10 protein-coding genes are annotated in these 20,607 nt (G+C 45.6%); 7 read left to right on the top strand and 3 right to left on the bottom strand.

What is annotated here, in order from left to right; translation table 11 throughout:
* Positions 1–120: 120 nt before the first annotated feature.
* From PJIAN_RS00325 to era, 3 genes are all read right to left on the bottom strand, one after another.
* Positions 121–2,217 carry a PKD domain-containing protein gene (locus PJIAN_RS00325; protein ID WP_172795543.1) on the bottom strand — a complete coding sequence of 699 codons (2,097 nt, stop codon included), beginning with the start codon at positions 2,215–2,217 and terminating at the stop codon, positions 121–123.
* Between the two features lie 159 nt (positions 2,218–2,376).
* The gene (locus PJIAN_RS00320) at positions 2,377–4,653 is read right to left on the bottom strand and encodes a PKD domain-containing protein (RefSeq protein WP_068701043.1); all 2,277 of its coding nucleotides are present in this window, start codon (positions 4,651–4,653) and stop codon (positions 2,377–2,379) included.
* Between the two features lie 253 nt (positions 4,654–4,906).
* Positions 4,907–5,797: a GTPase Era gene (gene era / locus PJIAN_RS00315; protein ID WP_068702632.1), complete on the bottom strand. Its 891-nt coding sequence runs from the start codon at positions 5,795–5,797 to the stop codon at positions 4,907–4,909.
* A gap of 726 nt (positions 5,798–6,523) precedes the next feature.
* On the opposite strand from era, the gene PJIAN_RS00310 reads away from it, so the two are divergent.
* The 7 genes from PJIAN_RS00310 (at position 6,524) to PJIAN_RS00280 (ending at position 20,603) form a co-directional block, all read left to right on the top strand.
* Entirely contained in the window at positions 6,524–8,653 is a 2,130-nt protein-coding gene (locus tag PJIAN_RS00310; RefSeq protein WP_068701042.1) for a hypothetical protein, read from the top strand.
* Positions 8,654–8,770: 117 nt separating this feature from the next.
* On the top strand, positions 8,771–10,087 hold the full coding sequence (locus PJIAN_RS00305; protein WP_068701041.1) for a rhamnogalacturonan acetylesterase: 1,317 nt from the start codon (positions 8,771–8,773) through the stop codon (positions 10,085–10,087).
* Between the two features lie 107 nt (positions 10,088–10,194).
* Positions 10,195–11,613, top strand: coding sequence for a glycoside hydrolase family 28 protein (locus PJIAN_RS00300; protein ID WP_068702630.1), 1,419 nt, complete (start codon positions 10,195–10,197; stop codon positions 11,611–11,613).
* Between the two features lie 2 nt (positions 11,614–11,615).
* Positions 11,616–12,383: a DUF4450 domain-containing protein gene (locus tag PJIAN_RS00295; RefSeq protein ID WP_172795541.1), complete on the top strand. Its 768-nt coding sequence runs from the start codon at positions 11,616–11,618 to the stop codon at positions 12,381–12,383.
* Positions 12,384–12,520: 137 nt separating this feature from the next.
* Entirely contained in the window at positions 12,521–15,250 is a 2,730-nt protein-coding gene (locus PJIAN_RS00290) for an alpha-L-rhamnosidase (protein ID WP_236714365.1), read from the top strand.
* Between the two features lie 99 nt (positions 15,251–15,349).
* Positions 15,350–19,000: a DUF4450 domain-containing protein gene (locus PJIAN_RS00285; protein WP_439951392.1), complete on the top strand. Its 3,651-nt coding sequence runs from the start codon at positions 15,350–15,352 to the stop codon at positions 18,998–19,000.
* A gap of 79 nt (positions 19,001–19,079) precedes the next feature.
* A complete protein-coding gene (locus PJIAN_RS00280) occupies positions 19,080–20,603 on the top strand; it encodes a rhamnogalacturonidase (protein ID WP_084252191.1) in 1,524 nt (507 codons plus the stop codon).
* The last annotated feature ends 4 nt before the right edge of the window (positions 20,604–20,607 follow it).

Here is a 20,607-nt window from a genome sequence, read left to right as displayed (position 1 = left end):
GTTGTTAACTGTAAAGAGGGCACATTTACAGTTTGTTTGTCCGCAAACTATTCACTGATAGTTTAAAACTCACCAGAGCGCTATGTTATTGTTCGTTTATGTGTAAAAAACAAATTTTTATTATCTCACTAACATTACAAAACCTTTGGCTGTGCGTTGTGTGTTTGTATAATCAATATAGTGTAGAATATAAAAATAAGTATCGGGGTCGGCTTTGATGCCTTTGTATTTGCCGTCCCAACCTTCACTATCCTTGTTCCCTTTATATACTAAAATGCCTTGCCGGTCAAATACTTCAAGGTCATAATTTGGCATAAAATAATCATTCATGGAATCTCCATTGGGAGTAAACACATTTGGGATAAAAGGTTCCATGATGATGCTTTGGCTTGCTTTGCTCCTGCATCCATAAACATTGTTGATGGCCGTGAGCATAATATCGTACTTGCCTATTCCACTATTCCCCGAGTAATAGTGAGTAAATAGAACTCCCTTTTCAGTAGTTTTGTCCCCCATGTCCCACTCATAAGTCATATCATCGTTTTCCGGAGTAATGGAACAGACCACCTGATTATGTTTGGTATTTATTACTGTTGGATCAACGCTGAATGATGTGCTTGGAAGCGGTATTTCTTTTACATTATCTGACCACGAAAGCTGACATCCTCTTTTGTTGGTTGCAACAACTTCATAAGTGCCTTGTTTGCTGATTGTGATTGCTGGGCTGTGCAGATTTTGAGAATTCCATAGATAGCTGATTCCCTCGCCCGAAGCCACTAAAGTGGTGCTGTCGCCTGTGCAGAAGAACGGATCTCCACATACATCTAAATTCCAGATTGGTTCTTCACTGATGTTAAGATATTTTGTTGTGTAGCAAGCGTCATTTTTTGAGTATCCGATTAATCCGACTTTTCCTCCGGGGCTTCCTACCAACAGAGAATCTTGTAAGCCTGTCTGAGAGCCATCTATCTGAATCCATTTGTAATGATCCGCGCCATAGCCTTTAAGGTTGGTGACCTGGTTCGGACAATAGGTAGTGTCTCCTTTTATCCCGATTAATGGTGGATAAAAAACCTCAATCATTGTGTCTTTGGATGCTGTGCAGGTAGATGGATAGCTGGTGACCTTGAGGTTTACCTTTTGCATGCCGGAGGTGGAAAAGGTGTAAGTAGTGTCAGCTGCAGCCGAAGTCTTTCCATCTCCAAAATTCCATTGATATGAAAGGGATGCGGATGCGTCGGAAGGATGTAGCGCGTCGGCTATCGAATTGTTAGTGAATTTAACAGTGTTGGTTTGGTTTGTGCAGCCGGTTGTTGTGAATTTGAAATCGGCAATTGGTTGTATTCTTTTTATGGTGGTGGATAAGCTGTCGTTGCATCCGGCTTCGGTTGTGAAAATGCAGGAGTATATTTCCCCTTCTTTGGCGTTGGGGACTTTGCATTCATAGTTTGATCCGATTATGGAGCCATTGTGTTTCCATGTGTAAGACTTAAATCCATCTGGTGCTGTCAAGGTGGCATCTTCGTTGTTTCCACAGAATTTTGTAGTTATATATAATGGCTGAGAATCCACCACAATGTATGCATAGCCGAAATGTCCTCCCGGGGTGCAATCCATTGTGGTGAATTTAATCGTGACGTCTTGCCCTTCCTTCTCTTTTAGATTGGCAGATATTGCTTTCCAGTCACGCCATCTGACAATTTGTTGTGTTGTGGGTAGCGTAACTTGTTGCATGTTGTCAAGTGTCAATGTGTTTTCGTCAAATTTGTTGCAAAAATTTGGAATTTCATTCCCGTTTTTATCTAAAATAGAAATGATGAAGCGAGGCATTTGTTCTTCAGTGTGTGTCGATTGCGTTGGTTTCGGCATTTCAAGCACAACTGCAAATTTAATGGTAAGTAATTCGTTCGAAGGGTTGACATTAAGCGTATATTCGAGACTTTGATCTCTCCCATTTGGGCTTCCATTCTTGTAAGAACCAAGTCGGGCACTGTATTTGTAACCAGAAGGAATAGTTTTTAATTGGCTGTTTGTGTAAAGGTCGTAGGCGGTTTGGTCTGACATGAGGACAATACTGGGGTCATAGGGTAATGTCACTATAGTCGGAGTCGTTTTTACACCTCCATTAGAAGTATAATAAATCCAGGTTTTACCTATCCATCCTGTAAATCCGTTTTCAAAGCCAATATTTTTTAAGTTTGGATTTGTAGCAGACACAAAGTTGGATAAAAGTAAAAATAAAAACAGGATTTTTCTCGTTGTCGATCTTGGCAGAATCATGAACCGTGCATATAAATAGATGCACAAAGTTAAGTTTTTTGTTAGATTCGACAAATCAACAAGAGAATGTCTTTTTTATTGTCAGCAAAATGAGGTCTACCTTACCAGCATGACACTGCCTTTTTTGACTTGTGCTATGTTGTTGGCATCAACATATCGTAAGAGGTAGAAATAAGCATCGGGATCCATTTTTGCACCTTTGTAAGTGCCATTCCATCCCTGATTGCCATTGTATAGAAGGATTCCGTTGCGATCGTAGATCTGAAGGTCGTAGTCAGGCATAAAGGTATCATTGTGCCCGTCGTTATTAGGAGTGAAAACGTTGGGAACTTTCAAGTCAAGAATTATGTTCTTTGTCAGCGAGTTGGCACAGCCATACTGATCAACTGCATTTAAAGTAATGGTATATCCGGTGCCGGAATTGGAAACATTGTATTTATGAGTAAAGGTGGGGCTGTTGGTAATCGTACCATCGCCAAGTTGCCATTCGTAATTAATCTCTTTGTTAGTGGCAATGTCGCCTGATATGACAGGATTCCGTAAGTCCAACTTGTCAGGTGACAGTTTGAAATTTACATCCGGCAATGGAATTTTGGAAACATGCATAGAAGATTGAGCTTTGCATCCGTTTTTATTTGTTCCGGTAACTATATAGGTGCCTTCCGTGTTTATTGTGATTGATTGTGATGTGCTTCCATTGTTCCATTGATAAGCTGCTGCCCCTGACGCCGTAAGAGTGGTGTTTGCGTTTGTGCAAAATAAAGAATCTCCGGTGATGGCTGGTTTCCAGTCAGTATCCTGCGTTACTTCAGCATAAACGACATCAGATTTGCAACCTTCGGTGGTAATTCCAGAGACAGAGTAAATGCCTGCAGCAGAAATGCTTATGGATTCAGATGTTTCGTTTGTGTTCCAGGTGTAAGTCTCTGCCCCTTTTGCGGTTAGAGTCGTGGAATAACCGTGGCATAATGTTTTTGATCCGGAAATAGTAACTGTAGGCAATGCTTTTTCTTTGACTTTTACAAATGCCGTGTCTTGAGATCCGTTTTCTTTCCACCCAACTACGAAAAAAGATCCGCTTCTGGATATGTGAACTGTTGGAGTTGTTTCGCCTGTACTCCAATGATACCGGATTCTGCCGCTAGCGGTTAGGGTTGCATTTTGACCGTGGCAAAACGATGGATCTCCGTTAATGGAAAGTGGGACAGATTCTTTGTCGTCGATCTCTATACTTTGGCTGCTTCTGCATCCGGAAGGCGATGATACGATTTCTAACGTCACATGGTGTATGCCTGAAGATATGTATGTATGGGTGGGACTCAGCTCTGTTGATGAAGTTCCGTCTCCAAAATTCCAAGAGAAGTCAGAGATCGTTCCGTTACTCGTAGTAGAGGTGTTGATGAATTTGTATGTTCTTTTTTGAGCATCAAGCAATGAACATTTGAAGGATGCGTTTGGTGTTGTCCTGACTATTGAGGCGGAAAGCTCAACCTGACAACCCATAACGGAGTTGAAAGAACAGTTGTATTGATTTCCAAGTGTGGCATTATTTACTGTGAGAACCCGGCCTTTTATGTTGCCCGGTGTCCATACATAATCGGAAAACCCTTCCGGAGCTTCGAGGCGGGCATCCGTGTCGTCTTTGCAATAATTGACGGATATTATCATAGGGTGGCATTCGGCTACGAAATAGGCATAACCAAAATGTCCTTGTTTGGTGCAGTCTTCAGAGGTGAAAGTGAGGGTTACCTTCTTGCCGTAAAATGGCATGAGGTTTGCGGCTGCTGTAGTCCAGTCTCGCCAGACAATCATCGTGACATTGTCAGAATCGCGTGAAAATCCTTCAGGATAATAGGTCTGAAATCCGGGGATGTGTTCAGCCGCATTGACGTCATACTGACTGCAGGACGATATGATATTTCCGTCCTGATCTTCCAGCGTTATTTTGAAGCGGGGTTGTTCGTCGGATAGGTGGTCATGTAGCGGATCTTGTAGCACCACTGCAAATTTCCAGATAAAAAGTGCGTTGGTAGAATCGACTGTCAGTGTGTAGGAAAGACTCTGAGAAAGGCATCCGCTGATCGAATCGCCCAAGCGTGCAGCATATTTATATCCCGGGGGAATCAGTTTGAGTTTTCCTCCAGTATTTTTGTCGTAAGCTGTAGTATCAGACATGATTGTATGTCGTCCTGGCTCAATCCCGGTTGCCGGATTGAGAATTTCTGTGTAGAAATGGAGCCAGGTCTTCCCTGTCCAGTTTGTGAAATCTCCTCTCTCAAAACTAAGATTGTCGCAATTATTAGTTTTTGCGAACAAGTTTTGATTCAGAAAACACAACAGAACAATGACAATGGAACAAATGAATTTGTTCATCTATATAGAGTTAAGTTACAGCCTTACAGTTGATTAAGTGTAAAGTGCAGATCTCGTAAGAGTGTATGATTCCTACAAGACCATACACGGCTCGAAACAGGGCGTAGAATAAACGCTCTCGTTCAGAGTTGGTGTAAAGTCCTCTTTAGATTGAAATTGACCTGGAAGTGGTTGCGAGCATGCACAACATTGTCAGATCGACAGAGAAAGAACATCCTGTTCTTAGGATGTCATCGTTGATGAAAGAAAAAGATCAATCGGAGATATGGTATCCGAAATTCCGTAATTTAGTTTCACGGTTTCTCCAGTCTTTTTCTACTTTAATAAATAGTTCAAGATATACTTGCTTACCAAAAAAAGCTTCGATATCTTTTCTGGCCTCCATGCCGACTTTGCGGAGGGATTTTCCCTGATGTCCAATCAGAATTCCCTTTTGCGAATCTCTTTCGGCATAAATTACAGCATTGATACGAATTAATTTGGTTTCCTCTTTAAATTGTTCGACTACGACTTCGACAGAGTAAGGAATTTCTTTGTCGTAGTTCAAAAGGATTTTCTCTCGGATTATTTCTGTTACAAAAAAGCGCTCCGGTTTGTCCGTTAAAGCGTCTTTATCAAAAAATGGAGGCGAATCTGGCAATAATTCTTTGATGCGTTTTAACAACGGATCGATGTTGAACTTCTGAGTGGCAGAAATTGGAATTACTTCTGCTTCAGGTAAAATTGTATGCCAGCTGTCAACAATCTCAATAAGCTTAGTTTCGTCTACCAAGTCAATTTTGTTGACTACCAAAATGATCTTATAATCGCCTGCATGCTGCTTTACCATCTCGATAAAATCAGCATTTTTATCACTCGAGTCTATTACGTCTGTGACGTAAAGCAGTATATCAGCATCAGTCAATGCTGACTGGGAAAATCCCAGCATTGATTTTTGAAGTTTGTAGTGCGGTTTTAAAACACCAGGGGTGTCAGAATATACAATTTGAAAATCTTCGCCATTTACAATTCCCATTATGCGATGGCGGGTTGTCTGTGCTTTGGAGGTGATGATAGAGATGCGTTCTCCCACCAGTGCATTCATTAATGTTGATTTGCCTACATTGGGGTTCCCTACAATATTTACAAAGCCTGCTTTATGCATAATTTTTTGGATCAAATGACGTGTTTCAAACACCTCCTTTAAAAAAAGGAAATGGGTTGCAAATATAGTACCTTTTTGAGGAAATAAAAATGTAGTACAACTAAATGTTAAATTAGCAAATAAAACATAACAGGCTGATTTTTAATTTAAGTGAGCGTTTGGGTATAGGGCGTAATTAATTATAATATACAAAATGTTGTTTTTATTTGCTATATTCGATTTATTATTCACATATAATATTAAAAAAATGCCTATTTTTTGATTTTGACTATGATTTGTCTATATTTTAAAAATTACATAAACCTCTGTTCGAAGCAATACGAAATAAGTAATAGTCAAAAATGGCTACATAAACAAAAATAAAAATTAATAAAAAAGGCGGGAAAATAAACAATAATTAAACATTTTGGTTTGGTCTAAATAATGTGGAATTTGACCTCAAATGAACATTGCGTATGGCTTTGGGAGGTGATTTTGTCGTGGAACTTTAAGTTTTTTCCAACGTTTATTTGACCGTCAGGTTGACTATGCCTTTTGGCTCTGTATTCGATGATTCTTTCGTCAATTCAAAATATTGCAAGCAGAAGGTCTTTCGCATGCTCAGATTGAAAAGCTTGATAGTAGGGCTGTTTTGTGTCAAAATGCAAAGTCAAAATATCAAAAAAATCATTTCAGCCACAGGCTTAATCTTTACTTTTGTATTCCCTGAAACTTATGCAAATACTCATGAAATTATTACTGAATTCCAAATGTTTATTATTCACCCTGTGGATAGTTCCGAGTTGTCTATGGGCGGCTATGAACAGGCAAGCTCTTGTTGAACGGAATAATCCGGTTGTTCATTCCTTCGATTCTCTCTCTTCGTTGTCGGTAGGTAATGGTAATTTTGCCTTCACGGCCGATGCTTCAGGACTTCAAACCTTCCCTGAGTTGTATAAAAATGGAGTTCCTCTGGGCACTCAGTCGCAATGGGGCTGGCATAGTTTTGCCAATCCGAACAACTACCGCTTTGAAGAGACACTGAAAGACTATGACTTTCACGGTTGGAACGAACCGTATTCGACCGAATTTAAGGAAGGGCGTCAGAAAGAGGCTTCCGAATGGTTTCGTGAAAACCCGCATCGCCTGCATTTGGGTGTCGTAGGGTTGGAGTTGCAAAATATTCAAGGACAGAAAGCAACTGTTTCTGATTTTACGAATATCAATCAAACCCTCGATTTGTGGAACGGAAAACTAAACAGCTCCTATTTGTTGTTTGGTAAGCCGGTCGCAGTTCAGACTGTTTGTCATCCGGCAGAAGATATGATTGCGGTATCCGTCAACTCTGCCCTGATTCGTTCGGGCAATCTGAAGTTTAATTTGCGATTTCCTTACCCCTCGGGTAAACATACCGACGATGCCTGCAATTGGTCGAAACCGGAGGCTTTTGCGACCTCTATTGTGGAATCCGGAGCCGGTTATGCGATCATTTGCTGTCGGTTGGACGCAACAACCTACTACGTAAAGCTTCAATGGCAAGGAGCTGCATCCTTGTCCGAAACGAAGAGTCACTACTATGTGCTTGCTCCCGAAGGCACTGATAAATTTTCATTCTCGTGTGCGTTCACGAAAGAAAGACCCCAATTGAGTTTGAAAGACTTTGCTGAAACACAAGAGGCATCTGTATCGTATTGGAATAATTTTTGGATAAAAGGAGCTGCTGCCGATTTTTCGCAATGTAAAGATGCCCGTGCCAAGGAGATGGAACGCCGCGTGGTGCTGTCGCAATACCTGATGGCCATACAGTGTGCCGGCAATGTGCCTCCGCAGGAAACTGGGCTTACCTACAACAGTTGGTTTGGAAAATTTCACCTCGAAATGCACTGGTGGCATGCTGTCCATTTTGCATTGTGGAATCGTATCGATCTGCTTGAAAAGAGCATGGACTGGTATAATGTGGCATACAATAATGCTAAAAAAATTGCCGAACGTCAAGGGTTTAAAGGCGTTCGCTGGATGAAAATGACGGATCCTTCTTCTATTGAGGCGCCCTCCAAAGTGGGTTCTTTCCTAATCTGGCAGCAACCTCATTTTATCTACATGGCCGAACTGATTTACCGCGATCATCCTTCGAAAGTGGTGATTGAAAAATACAAAAAACTGGTGTTTGAAACGGCCGATTTTATGGCTTCGTTTGCAACGTACGACAAGGCAAAAAACCGTTATGTGCTGAAAGGTGCCATTCCGGCTCAGGAGACCCTGCGTGCAGCCGAAACTACCAATCCGCCTTTTGAACTAGCCTACTGGCATTATGCTCTGAGCGTGGCTCAGCAGTGGAGAGTGCGTGCCGGTTTGCCCGAAAATAAAGAATGGAATAAAATATTGAAACTGTTGTCTCCTTTGGCACAGAAGGATGGACTGTATCTGGCAGCAGAAACGGCACCCGAGACCTATCACGATGTTCGGTTTACTTCCGACCATATGGCGGTATTGGGTGCGTTGGGCATTTTCCCACAGAGCCGCCTGGTGAATCCGGCTACAATGAAAAATACCTTGAATTGGGTGTGGAAAAACTGGAATTGGGACAAGACCTGGGGATGGGATTACCCGATGACGGCCATGGATGCCGCTCGTTTGGGCGATGGTGAAAAGGCCGTGGGTGCGCTGTTGATGAACAAACGCACCAATACCTATCTGGTGAATGGGCATAATTATCAGGACGAACGCTTGCGTATCTATCTTCCCGGAAACGGTGGTTTGTTGACTGCCGTTGCCATGATGTGTGCCGGTTGGGATGGAAGCAAAGGCAATAATCCGGGCTTCCCGAAAGACGGCAACTGGAACGTGGTGTGGGAAGGGTTGAAAAAAATGCCGTAACCAGAATTTGAAAATTTGAGAATGTGGAAATTTGAAAATGGAATTTGAAACGACACATTTTTATTATCCATATTTCTTCTTTCAATTGTTAATCGTAAATATTAAATCATATCTCAGATGAAGCGTTTTTCCCTGTGTATTCTCTTTGCCGGTTTTTCACTCTTTACTTTTGCCCAAAATGGGGGATGGAAATTTAGTTTCGGAAGCTCGAAAGCGGAAAAAGGCACGAAAGTTGTTCCGGTAACGACTGTGTATTCTTACGCATTGGGGTATGGCTTCGACTTTGGAACGCATCCGCAGGAATTTACCGCAACGAATGGAAAAAAGATGCTTACGGGTTGTCGTAGCGATAAACCGTTCTATTTTTCGGTGAAATTGCCGGAGGGAAATTACGATGTGAAACTGATTTTGGGCGGAACGTCGGAACCATCAATGACAACTGTTCGAGCCGAGTCGCGCCGGTTGATGCTGGCCCATATCGCTACCGCAGAGGGGAAAACAACGACACAATCGTTTACCGTCAATATTCGGAATACACGAATCAATGACTCGGTTTCGGTGAAGATTAAACCCCGCGAAAAGGCAAAACTTAACTGGGATAATAAGCTGACTCTGGAGTTTGGTGACAAAAATGCGGCGGTCACTGCCATCGAAATTACGCCGAACACGACAGCACCGACCATTTTTCTTTGTGGAAACTCAACGGTAGTCGATCAGGATAACGATCCGTGGTGCGGTTGGGGGCAGATGTTCCCTTCGTTCTTCAAAAAAGGAGTAGCCATTGCCAACTATGCCGAATCGGGCGAAGCTGCCAACACCTTTATCTCGGCTCGTCGCCTCGAAAAGTTGTTGACACAAATGAAAAAGGGCGATTTCCTCTTTATGGAATTTGGTCATAACGACCAGAAACAGAAAGGCGATGGTATCGGTCCCTGGAGTTCTTATCAGCAGTCGTTGCAGAAATATATCGATGAGGCGCGCAAGCGAGGTGCTTATCCGGTGATCGTTACTTCGATGCACCGTCGCAATTTTGATGCCGCCGGCAAGGTAATCAATACCTTGGGTGAATATCCGGAGGCTGCTCGTCAGTTGGCACAGAAGAACCAGGTGCCGTTAATCGATCTGAACGCGATGAGTAAAATTTTGTATGAAGCTTGGGGGGCCGAACAATCGGTTAAGGCTTTTGTGCACTACAAAGCCGGAACTTTTGCTGGTCAGGCCAGCGACCTTGCGGATAACACCCACTTCAATGCGTATGGCGGCTACGAACTCTCCAAATGTATCGTAGAGGGTTGCATTGCCAATAAACTCGATTTTATAAAGTACCTGCGACCGGAGTACAGCCGCTTTGATCCGGCGCATCCCGATGCTTTCGAGTCGGTTTCGTTCCCGCTGAGCCCGTTTACTACGGTGGAAAAACCGGACGGAAACTAACCGATTTGCAAATTTGAAGATGTGGAAATTTGGGAATTAAATCTGGGAACAAAGATGTTGCAACGCTGCTATTCAAATTGATGCCTGATGCATCTAAAAATAGAAACATGAACAGACGAATATTAATTTTATCAGTTTTCTTGTGCACTATCGCAGTTGGATTTGCGATTGAAAAAAATCCGGCGTGGCTGAAAGAGGTGGGCGCAAAAGTGGTTCCAACTGGCACAAAACTCTATTGGGTGAATAATTACGGTGCAATCGGAGACAGCGTTACCCTCAATACCAAAGCCATTCAGAAGGCGATTGATGCTTGCGCTGCAAAAGGTGGTGGAATCGTGGCTTTCAAGCCGGGAAGATATTTGTCGGGTTCGATTTTCGTAAAAAAAGGGGTTTGCTTGCGGGTCGATAAAGGTGTAACTTTGTTAGGTTCCCAAAATATAAAAGATTATCCGGTTATCCGTACCCGGGTGGCGGGCATTGAAATGAACTGGCCGGCAGCGTTGGTCAACGTGAAAGATCAGGAAAATGTGGCCATTACCGGCAAAGGAATTATTGACGGACAGGGCAAGTACTTCTGGGATTTGTACTGGACGATGCGAAAGGACTACGATGTCCGAGGATTGCGTTGGATTGTCGATTACGATTGTCAGCGGCCACGCACGTTGGTGGTTGACAACTCAAAAAACGTTACCATTGACGGAATACAGTTTCAACGTGCTGGTTTTTGGACGGTTCAAGTGCTTTATTCCGAAAATTGTACGGTAAAAAATGTGTTGGTACGTAACAATATTGGCGGTCATGGACCGAGCACCGACGGCATCGATATTGACTCTTCCAAACGGATTGAGGTGGCTCATTGCGACATCGATTGCAACGACGACAACATTTGTTTGAAAGCCGGTCGTGATGCCGATGGACAACGGGTGAACCGTCCGACCGAATATGTTTCTATTCACGATTGCGTGTCGGCACGGGGCGGCGGTTTGGTGGTATTCGGCAGCGAGACGGCCGGTAGTATCCGCCATGTGGTGGCCTACAACCTGAAAACCAACGGTACTTCGGCGGCAGTTCGGCTGAAATCGGCCTACAACCGGGGCGGCGTAGTAGAGGATGTGGCAGTCTACAATGTCGATGCCCGCAATGCGAAAGCGGCTCTGGCAATTTCGCTCAACTGGAATCCGTCATACAGTTATTCAAAGTTGCCCGAAGCATACGAAGGCAAGGAGCTGCCCGAGCATTGGAAGAAGATGTTGGAAGTGGTGCCTGAGGAAAAAGGCATTCCGACTTTCCGCGATGTGCATATTTCGGACGTTACTGTAAATGACACCCCGATAGGTATTACTGCCGTGGGAATTGCAAAGTCGACGCTCGATAATTTCACCTTGGAAAATTGTACTTTTAATGTGGAAAAAGCCGGTGACATCGATTTCGGTAAAAACTGGACGTTGAAAAACGTTCGATTTAACACGAAAGATGGCAAAGGATTGACGATAACAAACGATGTGAATGTAAAAATAGTTCAATGAGAATGTTGAAAATAATATCGGTTTTGGGGCTCTCGCTGTTGTGGCTTGCCGCCGGGGCTCAGGTGCAATCGCGAACGATTACTCCCAAAAACCAGGGCTCGGTGATTACCGCCGGCGAAGTCCCCGAATTTACCTTTTATGTGCCCGATAAAGCCTCTGCTGCCCGATTTGGTTTGGTAAAAGGAAACCAAAGTATCTGGTTCAGTGCATTGAAAGCAGTGTGCAAACCCGAAGGCAAAGGATTGAAATATACTCTCACAGGTAAGTTTTTGGAGAAAGGAAAACTGACATTCGAGGTATTGCCGCTTTATCAGACCGACGGCGTAATTATTCGTGTCAACGGAGAAAATATGCCCGACAGCCTTTCGTTATTCTGGGCTTTTGGTGCTGCGTGTGGCAAAACACAGAAGGAGGTGCAGAGCGGATTGAACCCTTCCGATTGCAAAAACAATGTATTTGTGGTGGAGCGAAATGGCGTGATTCTCTATTATCCCAAAGGCGGACTGCACGATTTTTCGGTCTTTTACACCATGTTCCCCATAGAGACCTCGGCCGTTTTGTCGGATGCTCACAAACAAAATTCGCCATTGGAGCTGTTTAATTCCGGACATAAAACCGATGCGCAGGCTTTGAGCGGGATGTTTCCCATCAAAAACGGGCAAAATTACTATTGCAGTTTTTACAAGCCAGCCTCCAACTACGACGTGAATTACTATCGTCTGTCGTCTGTGTTCGAGGAGACCAAAGCGGGAAAACCGCAAGACCATTGATTGATTTGAAAATTTGAAAATGAGTCATCTGCATTTGAATAGCAAACTGTTTTTTATCGTAAATCTTCACCTAAACAATGAATAAACTCAATAAACTCGGGTCTGTTGCAATCTGTTTGCTTGCAATAACATTGAATATGTCGGCTCAAACAACCTCGTGGCCAGCAGTGAAAGCCGAAGCCAAACCGTGGGCGCGTTGGTGGTGGCTGGGCAGCGCTGTCGATAAGGCAAATCTTACCTACAACATGTCGGAATATGCCGCCAAGGGGATGGGCGGATTGGAGATTACCCCGATTTACGGAGTGCAGGGCAACGATGCCAACAATATCAGCTACCTCTCGCCCAAGTGGATGGAGATGCTCACCCACACCGAAAATGAGGCTGCCCGTTTGGGGATGAAGATCGATATGAATACAGGCACCGGCTGGCCGTTCGGTAGTCCCGAAGTTACCATTGAAGATGCGGCCTGCAAGGTTGTTTTTCAGGATTATATACTCAAAGCAGGCGAGACACTGAAGGAACCAGTGACAATAAGCGATACCAAACAGCAGGGAGTGGCAAAACTGTCGCGCTTGATGGCTTTTTCTGCTGACGGAAAGAAACTCGATCTGACAACAAGGCTTGATAAAACGGGCAGGCTTCAATGGAAAGCTCCTCGGGGAGAATGGCATTTAACGGCTGTTTTTGTGGGTAAAACGTTGCAGAAAGTAAAACGTGCCGCTCCCGGAGGCGAAGGTTGGGTAATGAACCATTTTTCCAAACAGGCGGTCACGAACTATCTCGGGCGCTTCGATCGGGCGTTCGCTCAAAATAAAACAGCCTATCCGCACTCTTTTTTCAACGACTCTTATGAGGTGTTCAACGCCGATTGGACTCCCGATCTGTTTGAACAGTTTCAGCTTCGTCGCGGGTATAAGCTCGAAGAGTATCTGCCTGAGTTCAGAGGGCAGGGCAATGCGGATGTTGTAGCGCGTGTCGTGTCCGATTACCGCGAAACGCTATCCGATCTGTTGCAGGAAAATTTTACCAAAACGTGGACCGATTGGGCGCATTCGCATGGCAGCACTACCCGTAATCAGGCTCACGGTTCGCCGGGGAACCTGATCGATCTCTACGCAACGGTCGATATTCCTGAATGCGAATCGTTCGGTATCTCCGATTTTCACATCAAGGGATTGCGTGTTGATTCCATCCGTAAAACGAATGATTCGGATATCTCCATGCTCAAGTATGCTTCTTCGGCGGCACATATTTCGGGCAAACCGTTGACTTCGTCCGAAACGTTTACCTGGTTGACCGACCATTTTCGTACTTCGCTTTCGCAATGCAAACCCGATCTCGACCTGTTCTTTATTTCGGGCGTCAACCATGTCTATTTTCATGGCACCACCTATTCACCCAAAGAGGCTGCCTGGCCGGGGTGGAAATTCTATGCAACGGTGGATATGTCGCCGACCAATACCATCTGGCGCGATGCGGCTCCTTTATTCAGCTATATCGCCCGTTGTCAATCGTTTTTGCAGGAGGGAAAACCCGATATCGACTTTTTGGTCTACCTGCCCATTTACGACATGCGGAAAGCCGATCTGAAAAAACCATATCAGGCCTTCACTATTCATGAAATGGCCGAAAAGGCGCCAAAGTTTATCGAGGCTATCCATGCCATAATCAAAAACGGATACGATGTAGACTATATTTCCGATCAATTTGTGCGCAGTACAACGGTGAATCAGGGAAAACTACAAACGATTGGCGGTGCGGATTACAAGGCAATTCTTCTGCCGGATGTCAAAACCATTCCCGACGATGTGATGGCTCATCTCTTGTCGCTTGCCAAAGAGGGTGCGACAGTCGTTTTTGTGGGAGGATACCCGCAGGATGTTCCTGGATTAGGTAATTTGAATCAACGGAAAACGTTGCTGGATAAGTTATTATTAGCATTGCCAAAAATTACTTCTGAAACTAAAACCGAAGTAATGCCTTTCGGAAAAGGTAATATTGTGATTGCTCCCGATTACGCGTCGGCACTTGCAGCCTGTAAAGTACAAAAAGAGAACATGCGCACCGATCTTGGTCTCTCCTGTATTCGCCGGTCAAACGAAACCGGTCACCACTATTTCATCTCCTCCTTGCAGGATAAAGGTGTTGACGGTTGGGTGCCTCTGGCTGTGAATGCCCAATCGGCCGTGCTGTTCGATCCGATGAATGGCAATTCGGGCAAAGCGAAAATTCGCCGCAACAATGGAAAGACAGAGGTTTATTTGCAACTGAAATCTGGAGGATCGGTGATTCTGAAAACCTTTGAAACAACAGATGTGCAAGCTGCCGCATGGCACTATACCGAACCGGAAAAGAGTTCTTTGGCCATTTCCAAAGGTTGGTCAATGCAATTTACCGAAAGCGATCCTGCCATTTCCGGCACCTTCGCCATCGATACGCTTAGTTCGTGGACAATGTTGAATGAACCGAATGCGAAAATCAATAAGGGAACCGCCTGTTACAGCGTGGAATTTGAATTGCCTGCAGCAGCGGCTGCCGATTGGCAATTGAATTTGGGCGACGTGCGCGAGAGTGCGCGTGTTCGCATCAATGGGCAGGATGCCGGAACGCTTTGGGCTGTGCCTTTTGTTGCAAATGTCGGCAAACTGGTTCATCCGGGTAAAAACAGGCTCGAAGTGGAGGTAACCAATCTTCCGGCCAACCGCATTGCCGATTATGATCGTCGGGGTGTGAACTGGCGCATATTTAACGAAATCAACATGGTGAACCTCTTTTACAAACCCGGAACCTATGCCGACTGGGGCACTGTTCCTTCCGGTTTGCTCGGTCCGGTAACGTTGACGCCGTTGAAAGACAAGAAATTCTGATCGGAAGATTTGAAAATGTAATTGGTAGAAGCAGATTGCAATTGTACATCGTAAATTTTCAATTGTAAATAGTTTAAGGTGCTAAAACGAATAATATATATCACGCTGTTGCTTTGCCTGGCGGTATCTGCGAATGCCGACAACGGTCTTTGGCACGGCAAAGAACGGACATTGCGTTACACGCCCGATGGTGACGATTTTGTGATTGTCAACGGCAAGGTGAAGTACAACCGGGCATTGTACGGGACGAATACTGCGTTTCGTGCAGAAACGGGAGATGTTCCCGAATTTGCCTTTTACCTGCCGGGAATGGGAGGCAATCTCCATTTCGGACTGGTGGTGGATGGAGAGACCAAATGGCTGAACGACGCACAGTTTGTTGAAGCACGCTACCGGGCCGGTTCCCGCCTCTACACCATCAAAGATCCGTTGCTGGGGAGCGGGGAACTGCACCTTGTGGCTTTGGCAATGGCCGATGTCGAAGGGTTTGTCTTGAAAGGAGAGCTGAAGAATTGCTATAAAAAGGTCGAACTATTGGCCATTTTTGGTGGAGCTACCGGTAAACGGTTTTCGCGCGAAGGCGATCTGGGTGTCGATGCGGCCGACTGTTTTGATCTGAAGCCGGAATATTGTACCGGCAATAAATACCTGTTCGGTAAGAATGATTTTCAACTGACGCTTCCTCCGACGAAAAAGAGTGCGGCGATAACGCTGACCGGAATCTTTCCGGAGGCGTCTGTCATCAAAGCAGGTAATTCGACAGTTGTTTCGTCTCCGTTTGCCCAATGGAACAGCTCGGTGGCTAACGACCAGCCGGTGGTGATGGCGCGTTTTGACGTGATGCGGCAACTGCCTTTTTATGTGTCTGTTGTTAAGGATAACAAGGATAGCTTCTTATCGTATAAAAAGCTTGAAGCAAAATTTGTGCAGGCGGAAGCTGCGCGTCAGCAATTGGCTTCACGCGTCAAAATAATCACTCCTGATCCGTTTATCAATACCCTGGGAGGCACATTGTCTATGGCAGCCGATGCCATTTGGGAACCGAACTCCTATCTGCACGGTGCTATAGGTTGGCGGATGCGCTTGGCCGGTTGGCGGGGCGCTTACACCGGCGATGTGCTGGGCTGGCACGACCGGGCTCGACTTCATTTTAACGATTATGCGGCTTCGCAGGTGACGGATGTGCCGAATACGATTCCGCATCCGGCGCAGGACAGCGCGCTGCATTTGGCACGTGCGTTGAAGCAGTGGGGAACGCCCATGTACAGTAACGGTTATATTTGTCGCAATCCGCAAAAAAATAACGAGATGCATCATTATGATATGAATCTTTGCTACATTGACGAGTTGTTGTGGCATTTCAATTGGACGGGTGATCTCGACTATGTAAAAAAGATGTGGCCGGTGCTGAAACTGAGCCTTGCGTGGGAAAAACGCAATTTCGATCCTAACGATGACGGACTTTACGACGGTTATGCTGCCATTTGGGCCAGCGACGGCTTGCAATACAACAGCGGAGCGGCAACTCACTCCACTGCCTATAATTACCGCGCCAATAAAATGGCGGCCGACATTGCCCGTAAAATAGGCGAAGATCCGACTCCATATGAACAAGAGTCCGCAAAAATATGGAATGCTCTGAATAAGCAGCTGTGGATGTCCGGCAAGGGTGTGTGGGCCGAGTACAAAGATTTTATGGGCAATAAACAGGTTCATGGGAGCGCGGCAGTTTGGTCGGTGTATCATACCGTCGATTCGGAAGCCGGTGACCCGTTTCAGTTTTATCAGGCAACGCGCTATGTCGATACGCAGATTCCTCATATTCCGGTCCGGGCAAAAGGATTGAAGGATGAGGGCTGGGAGACGATTTCTACCTCCAACTGGATGCCCTATTGCTGGTCGACGAACAACGTGGCCTTTGCCGAAGTGTGGCATACCGCACTCTCTTACTGGCAAAGCGGTCGCAGTGACGCCGCTTTTAAGTTGTTCAAAAGTTCGGTACTCGACGGAATGTATCTGGGGGCAAGTCCCGGCAATTTGGGACAGATCAGCTTTTACGATGCCGCGCGTGGCGAGTGTTACCGCGATTTCGGCGATCCGATCGGGATGTTCTCACGGGCATTGGTACAGGGATTGTTCGGTATTTTGCCCGATGCGTTGAACGACCGGTTGGTGATTCGTCCGGGAATGCCTGCCGACTGGCAGTTCGCTTCGTTCTCCACGCCCGATATTTCGATCGACTACAAGCGCAATGGCAATGTAGAACGTTATAATATAGGTCAGCATCTGCCGAAGTTGCTCAATCTGGAATTGCACTTGAAGGCGTATTCTGATAAAATTACAAGCGTTTCGGTCAATGGAAAACCGGCTGCCTGGCGTGTCGATACGACTGCTGTAGGAACTCCGGCCATTTGGGTAATGTGTGATAAAAATCAGGAAAATAGTATTGAAATTGAGTGGGGAGGAAAGACTGTTAAAACGCCGGAAGAGATTACAGTAGCACGTGGCGAGTCATACATGCAGACTATTGGTGTTCTTGTTGATAAAATCTATGATCCACAATTGGTATTGAAGAATAAGAATATTGAAGAAGATATAATCTCCGGAACAATTAAGGGTGAAGTTGGTCACCGCACTTTTTTTGTTCGTGCGACACAGGGCGATCTGACGTGGTGGATGCCGGTCGGACTTTGGGTGAAAGAACCGTTGGAGGTGCAGCCGGTAAATCCGGGTTCCGGTCATCTCTCTTTCTTTTTGCGCAACAATCGCGTTGTCGCTGTAACTGGTAAGCTGTTGGTGAATGGCGAGCAAATCAAAGCCAAACAGACTATCGCTGCCGCCTCGGTTTCGGAACAGATCGAAATTTCTGATGATATTGCGGTTTTCGGAACCAACTGCATCTCGTTTGTGCAAGACAATGGTCAGCAGGATGAGCTCACATTGGTTGATTGGACGTTACCCGTCAATACCAAAGAGAGAAAAGAAGTGGTCAATATTGACAATCAACTGAACGATAAAGTGACTCAGATTTTCAAAAACGAATACCTTGCTCCGCGTTCACCCTATACCACGCTGCAAACGCCTACGCAGGGTATCGGCGAGTGGACGCATCCGCTCACAACGGCCTCCATCGACGATAGTGGGTTGCGGAAAGCCTCGCAAAACGGCGTTTTCAACACGCCGATGGGCGTTCCGTTCCGCACGGCATCATTGCCCGAAACAAAAAATATTGCGTTTACCTCGCTTTGGAACAACTATCCGGCTTCGGTCACTTTTCCGTTAACGGGGAAAGCGTCTCATGCTTATCTGCTGATGGCAGGATCGACCAACCACATGCAAAGCCGTTTTACGAACGGAGTGGTGAAGGTTTGGTACACAGATGGTACTTCCGATTCTCTGTTGCTGGTCAATCCGCAAACGTGGTGCCCCATCGAGCAGGATTACTACGAAGACGGATTTGCGTTTAATATGCAAGCTCCGCGTCCCTACCGGGTATTCCTGAAAACCGGAGCCGTCAGTCGCGAAATGATGGCAACGAAAGAGAAACAGGCAACCGATGCAACCAAACGGAATGGTGGCGACTATACCGAAACGCCGGTATCACCGGCCTCGGGACGCGAAATTGATGGTGGAGCAGCGGTGATTCTTGACCTGCCGTTGAACAGGTCGAAGCAGTTGAAACAACTGACGCTCGAAACCCGTGCCAACGAGGTGGTAATCGGTTTGATGGGCGTGACACTGATGCGATGAAAAATACTCAGCCTTTGCGGATCTTACGCCATCTTTGTGCACTTTGCGGTAATAATAATTTGAAATTCTATAGAATGTCATGAAGAAATACTTCTTTTTTGTTGTAATGTCGCTATTGGCAACAGCAATGCAGGCAGCAACGTTTTTTAATGTGAGGGATTTTGGGGCAAAAGGGGATGGAAAAACCATCGATTCGCCCGCCATTAATAAAGCGATTGAGGCTGCGGCCAAAGAGGGTGGGGGCACGGTTTGGTTTCCTGCCGGGAAGTATGCGTCTTATTCTATCCGGTTGCAAAGCAATATTACTCTCTTTCTTGATAACGGTGCAACGCTGATAGCCGCATATCCTACCGAAACGGAGGGCTTTGACATAGCCGAACCGAACGCGTTCAATATGTTTCAGGATTTCGGACACAGCCACTGGCAAAACAGTCTGATTTGGGGAATCGGTCTCGATAATGTGACGATATGTGGTAATGGAATGATCGATGGCATGGGGCTGACCCGCGAAGAGAGTCGGATCAGAGGTGTTGGGAACAAAGCCATTGCCCTGAAGTTGTGCCGCAATGTCAACCTGAAAGATATCCGCATGTACCGCTGTGGACACTTTGCCCTGCTGGCTACCGGCGTGGATAATCTGACGATCGATAACCTGCTGATCGATACCAATCGCGACGGACTCGACATCGACTGCTGCCGCAACGTGCGGGTCTCCAATTGTACGGTCAATTCGCCGAATGACGATGCCATTGTGCTGAAAGCCAGCTACGGACTTGGGTTTTTCCGGAACACAGAAAACAATACCATTACCAACTGTTTTGTGAGTGGGTATGATATGGGAACGGTGCTCGACGGTACTTTTCAACGGTTGATTCCGCAGGCTCCCGACCAGTGTTTCCCGTGTGGACGTATCAAGCTGGGAACCGAGTCGAGCGGAGGATTTAAAAATATCACCATCAGCAACTGCGTGTTCGAACGTAGTCGCGGACTGGCTCTCGAAACGGTCGATGGCGGCGATTTGGAAGATATTACCGTTTCCAATCTGGTGCTGCGAGATATTAACGCGGCTCCCATTTTTCTGCGTCTCGGAGCGCGCCAACGCAGTCCTCAGGGTACTCCGGTAGGCCATCTGCGCAGGGTAAGTATCGACAATGTTCGGGTCTACAACTCCGATTCGATGTATGTTTGCCTGATTACCGGTATCCCCGGTCACTCAATCGAGGATGTGAAACTGAGCAATATTTATCTCTACCAACAAGGTGGAGGAGCCAAAGAGCTGGCTACCCGAGTGATTCCGGAAAATGAAAAAAAGTATCCCGAACAGACCATGTTTGGCCCGCTTCCGGCAGCCGTGTTCTATATTCGTCACGCGAATAATATTCAGATTAACAACGTAGAGGCAACGATTATGCGTCCGGATGAACGCCCTTCGGTGTGCCTCGATGATGTGCATAATATCTCGTTTAACAATGTTATTTTCAATCAACCAAAGGCGCCGGCTGCGTTTTCATTGACGAACGTTTCCGATTTTCGAACGTTCAATTGTCGAAATATCAGAGATCTTTTGATTGAAAAAACGGATAAACAAATCGTTGAAAAATAACTAA

Source organism: Paludibacter jiangxiensis (assembly GCF_001618385.1).
Classification (GTDB): domain Bacteria; phylum Bacteroidota; class Bacteroidia; order Bacteroidales; family Paludibacteraceae; genus Microbacter; species Microbacter jiangxiensis.
The sequence above is the reverse complement of the archived record's forward strand: the minus strand, read 5'-3'. Positions and strand labels throughout refer to the sequence as shown.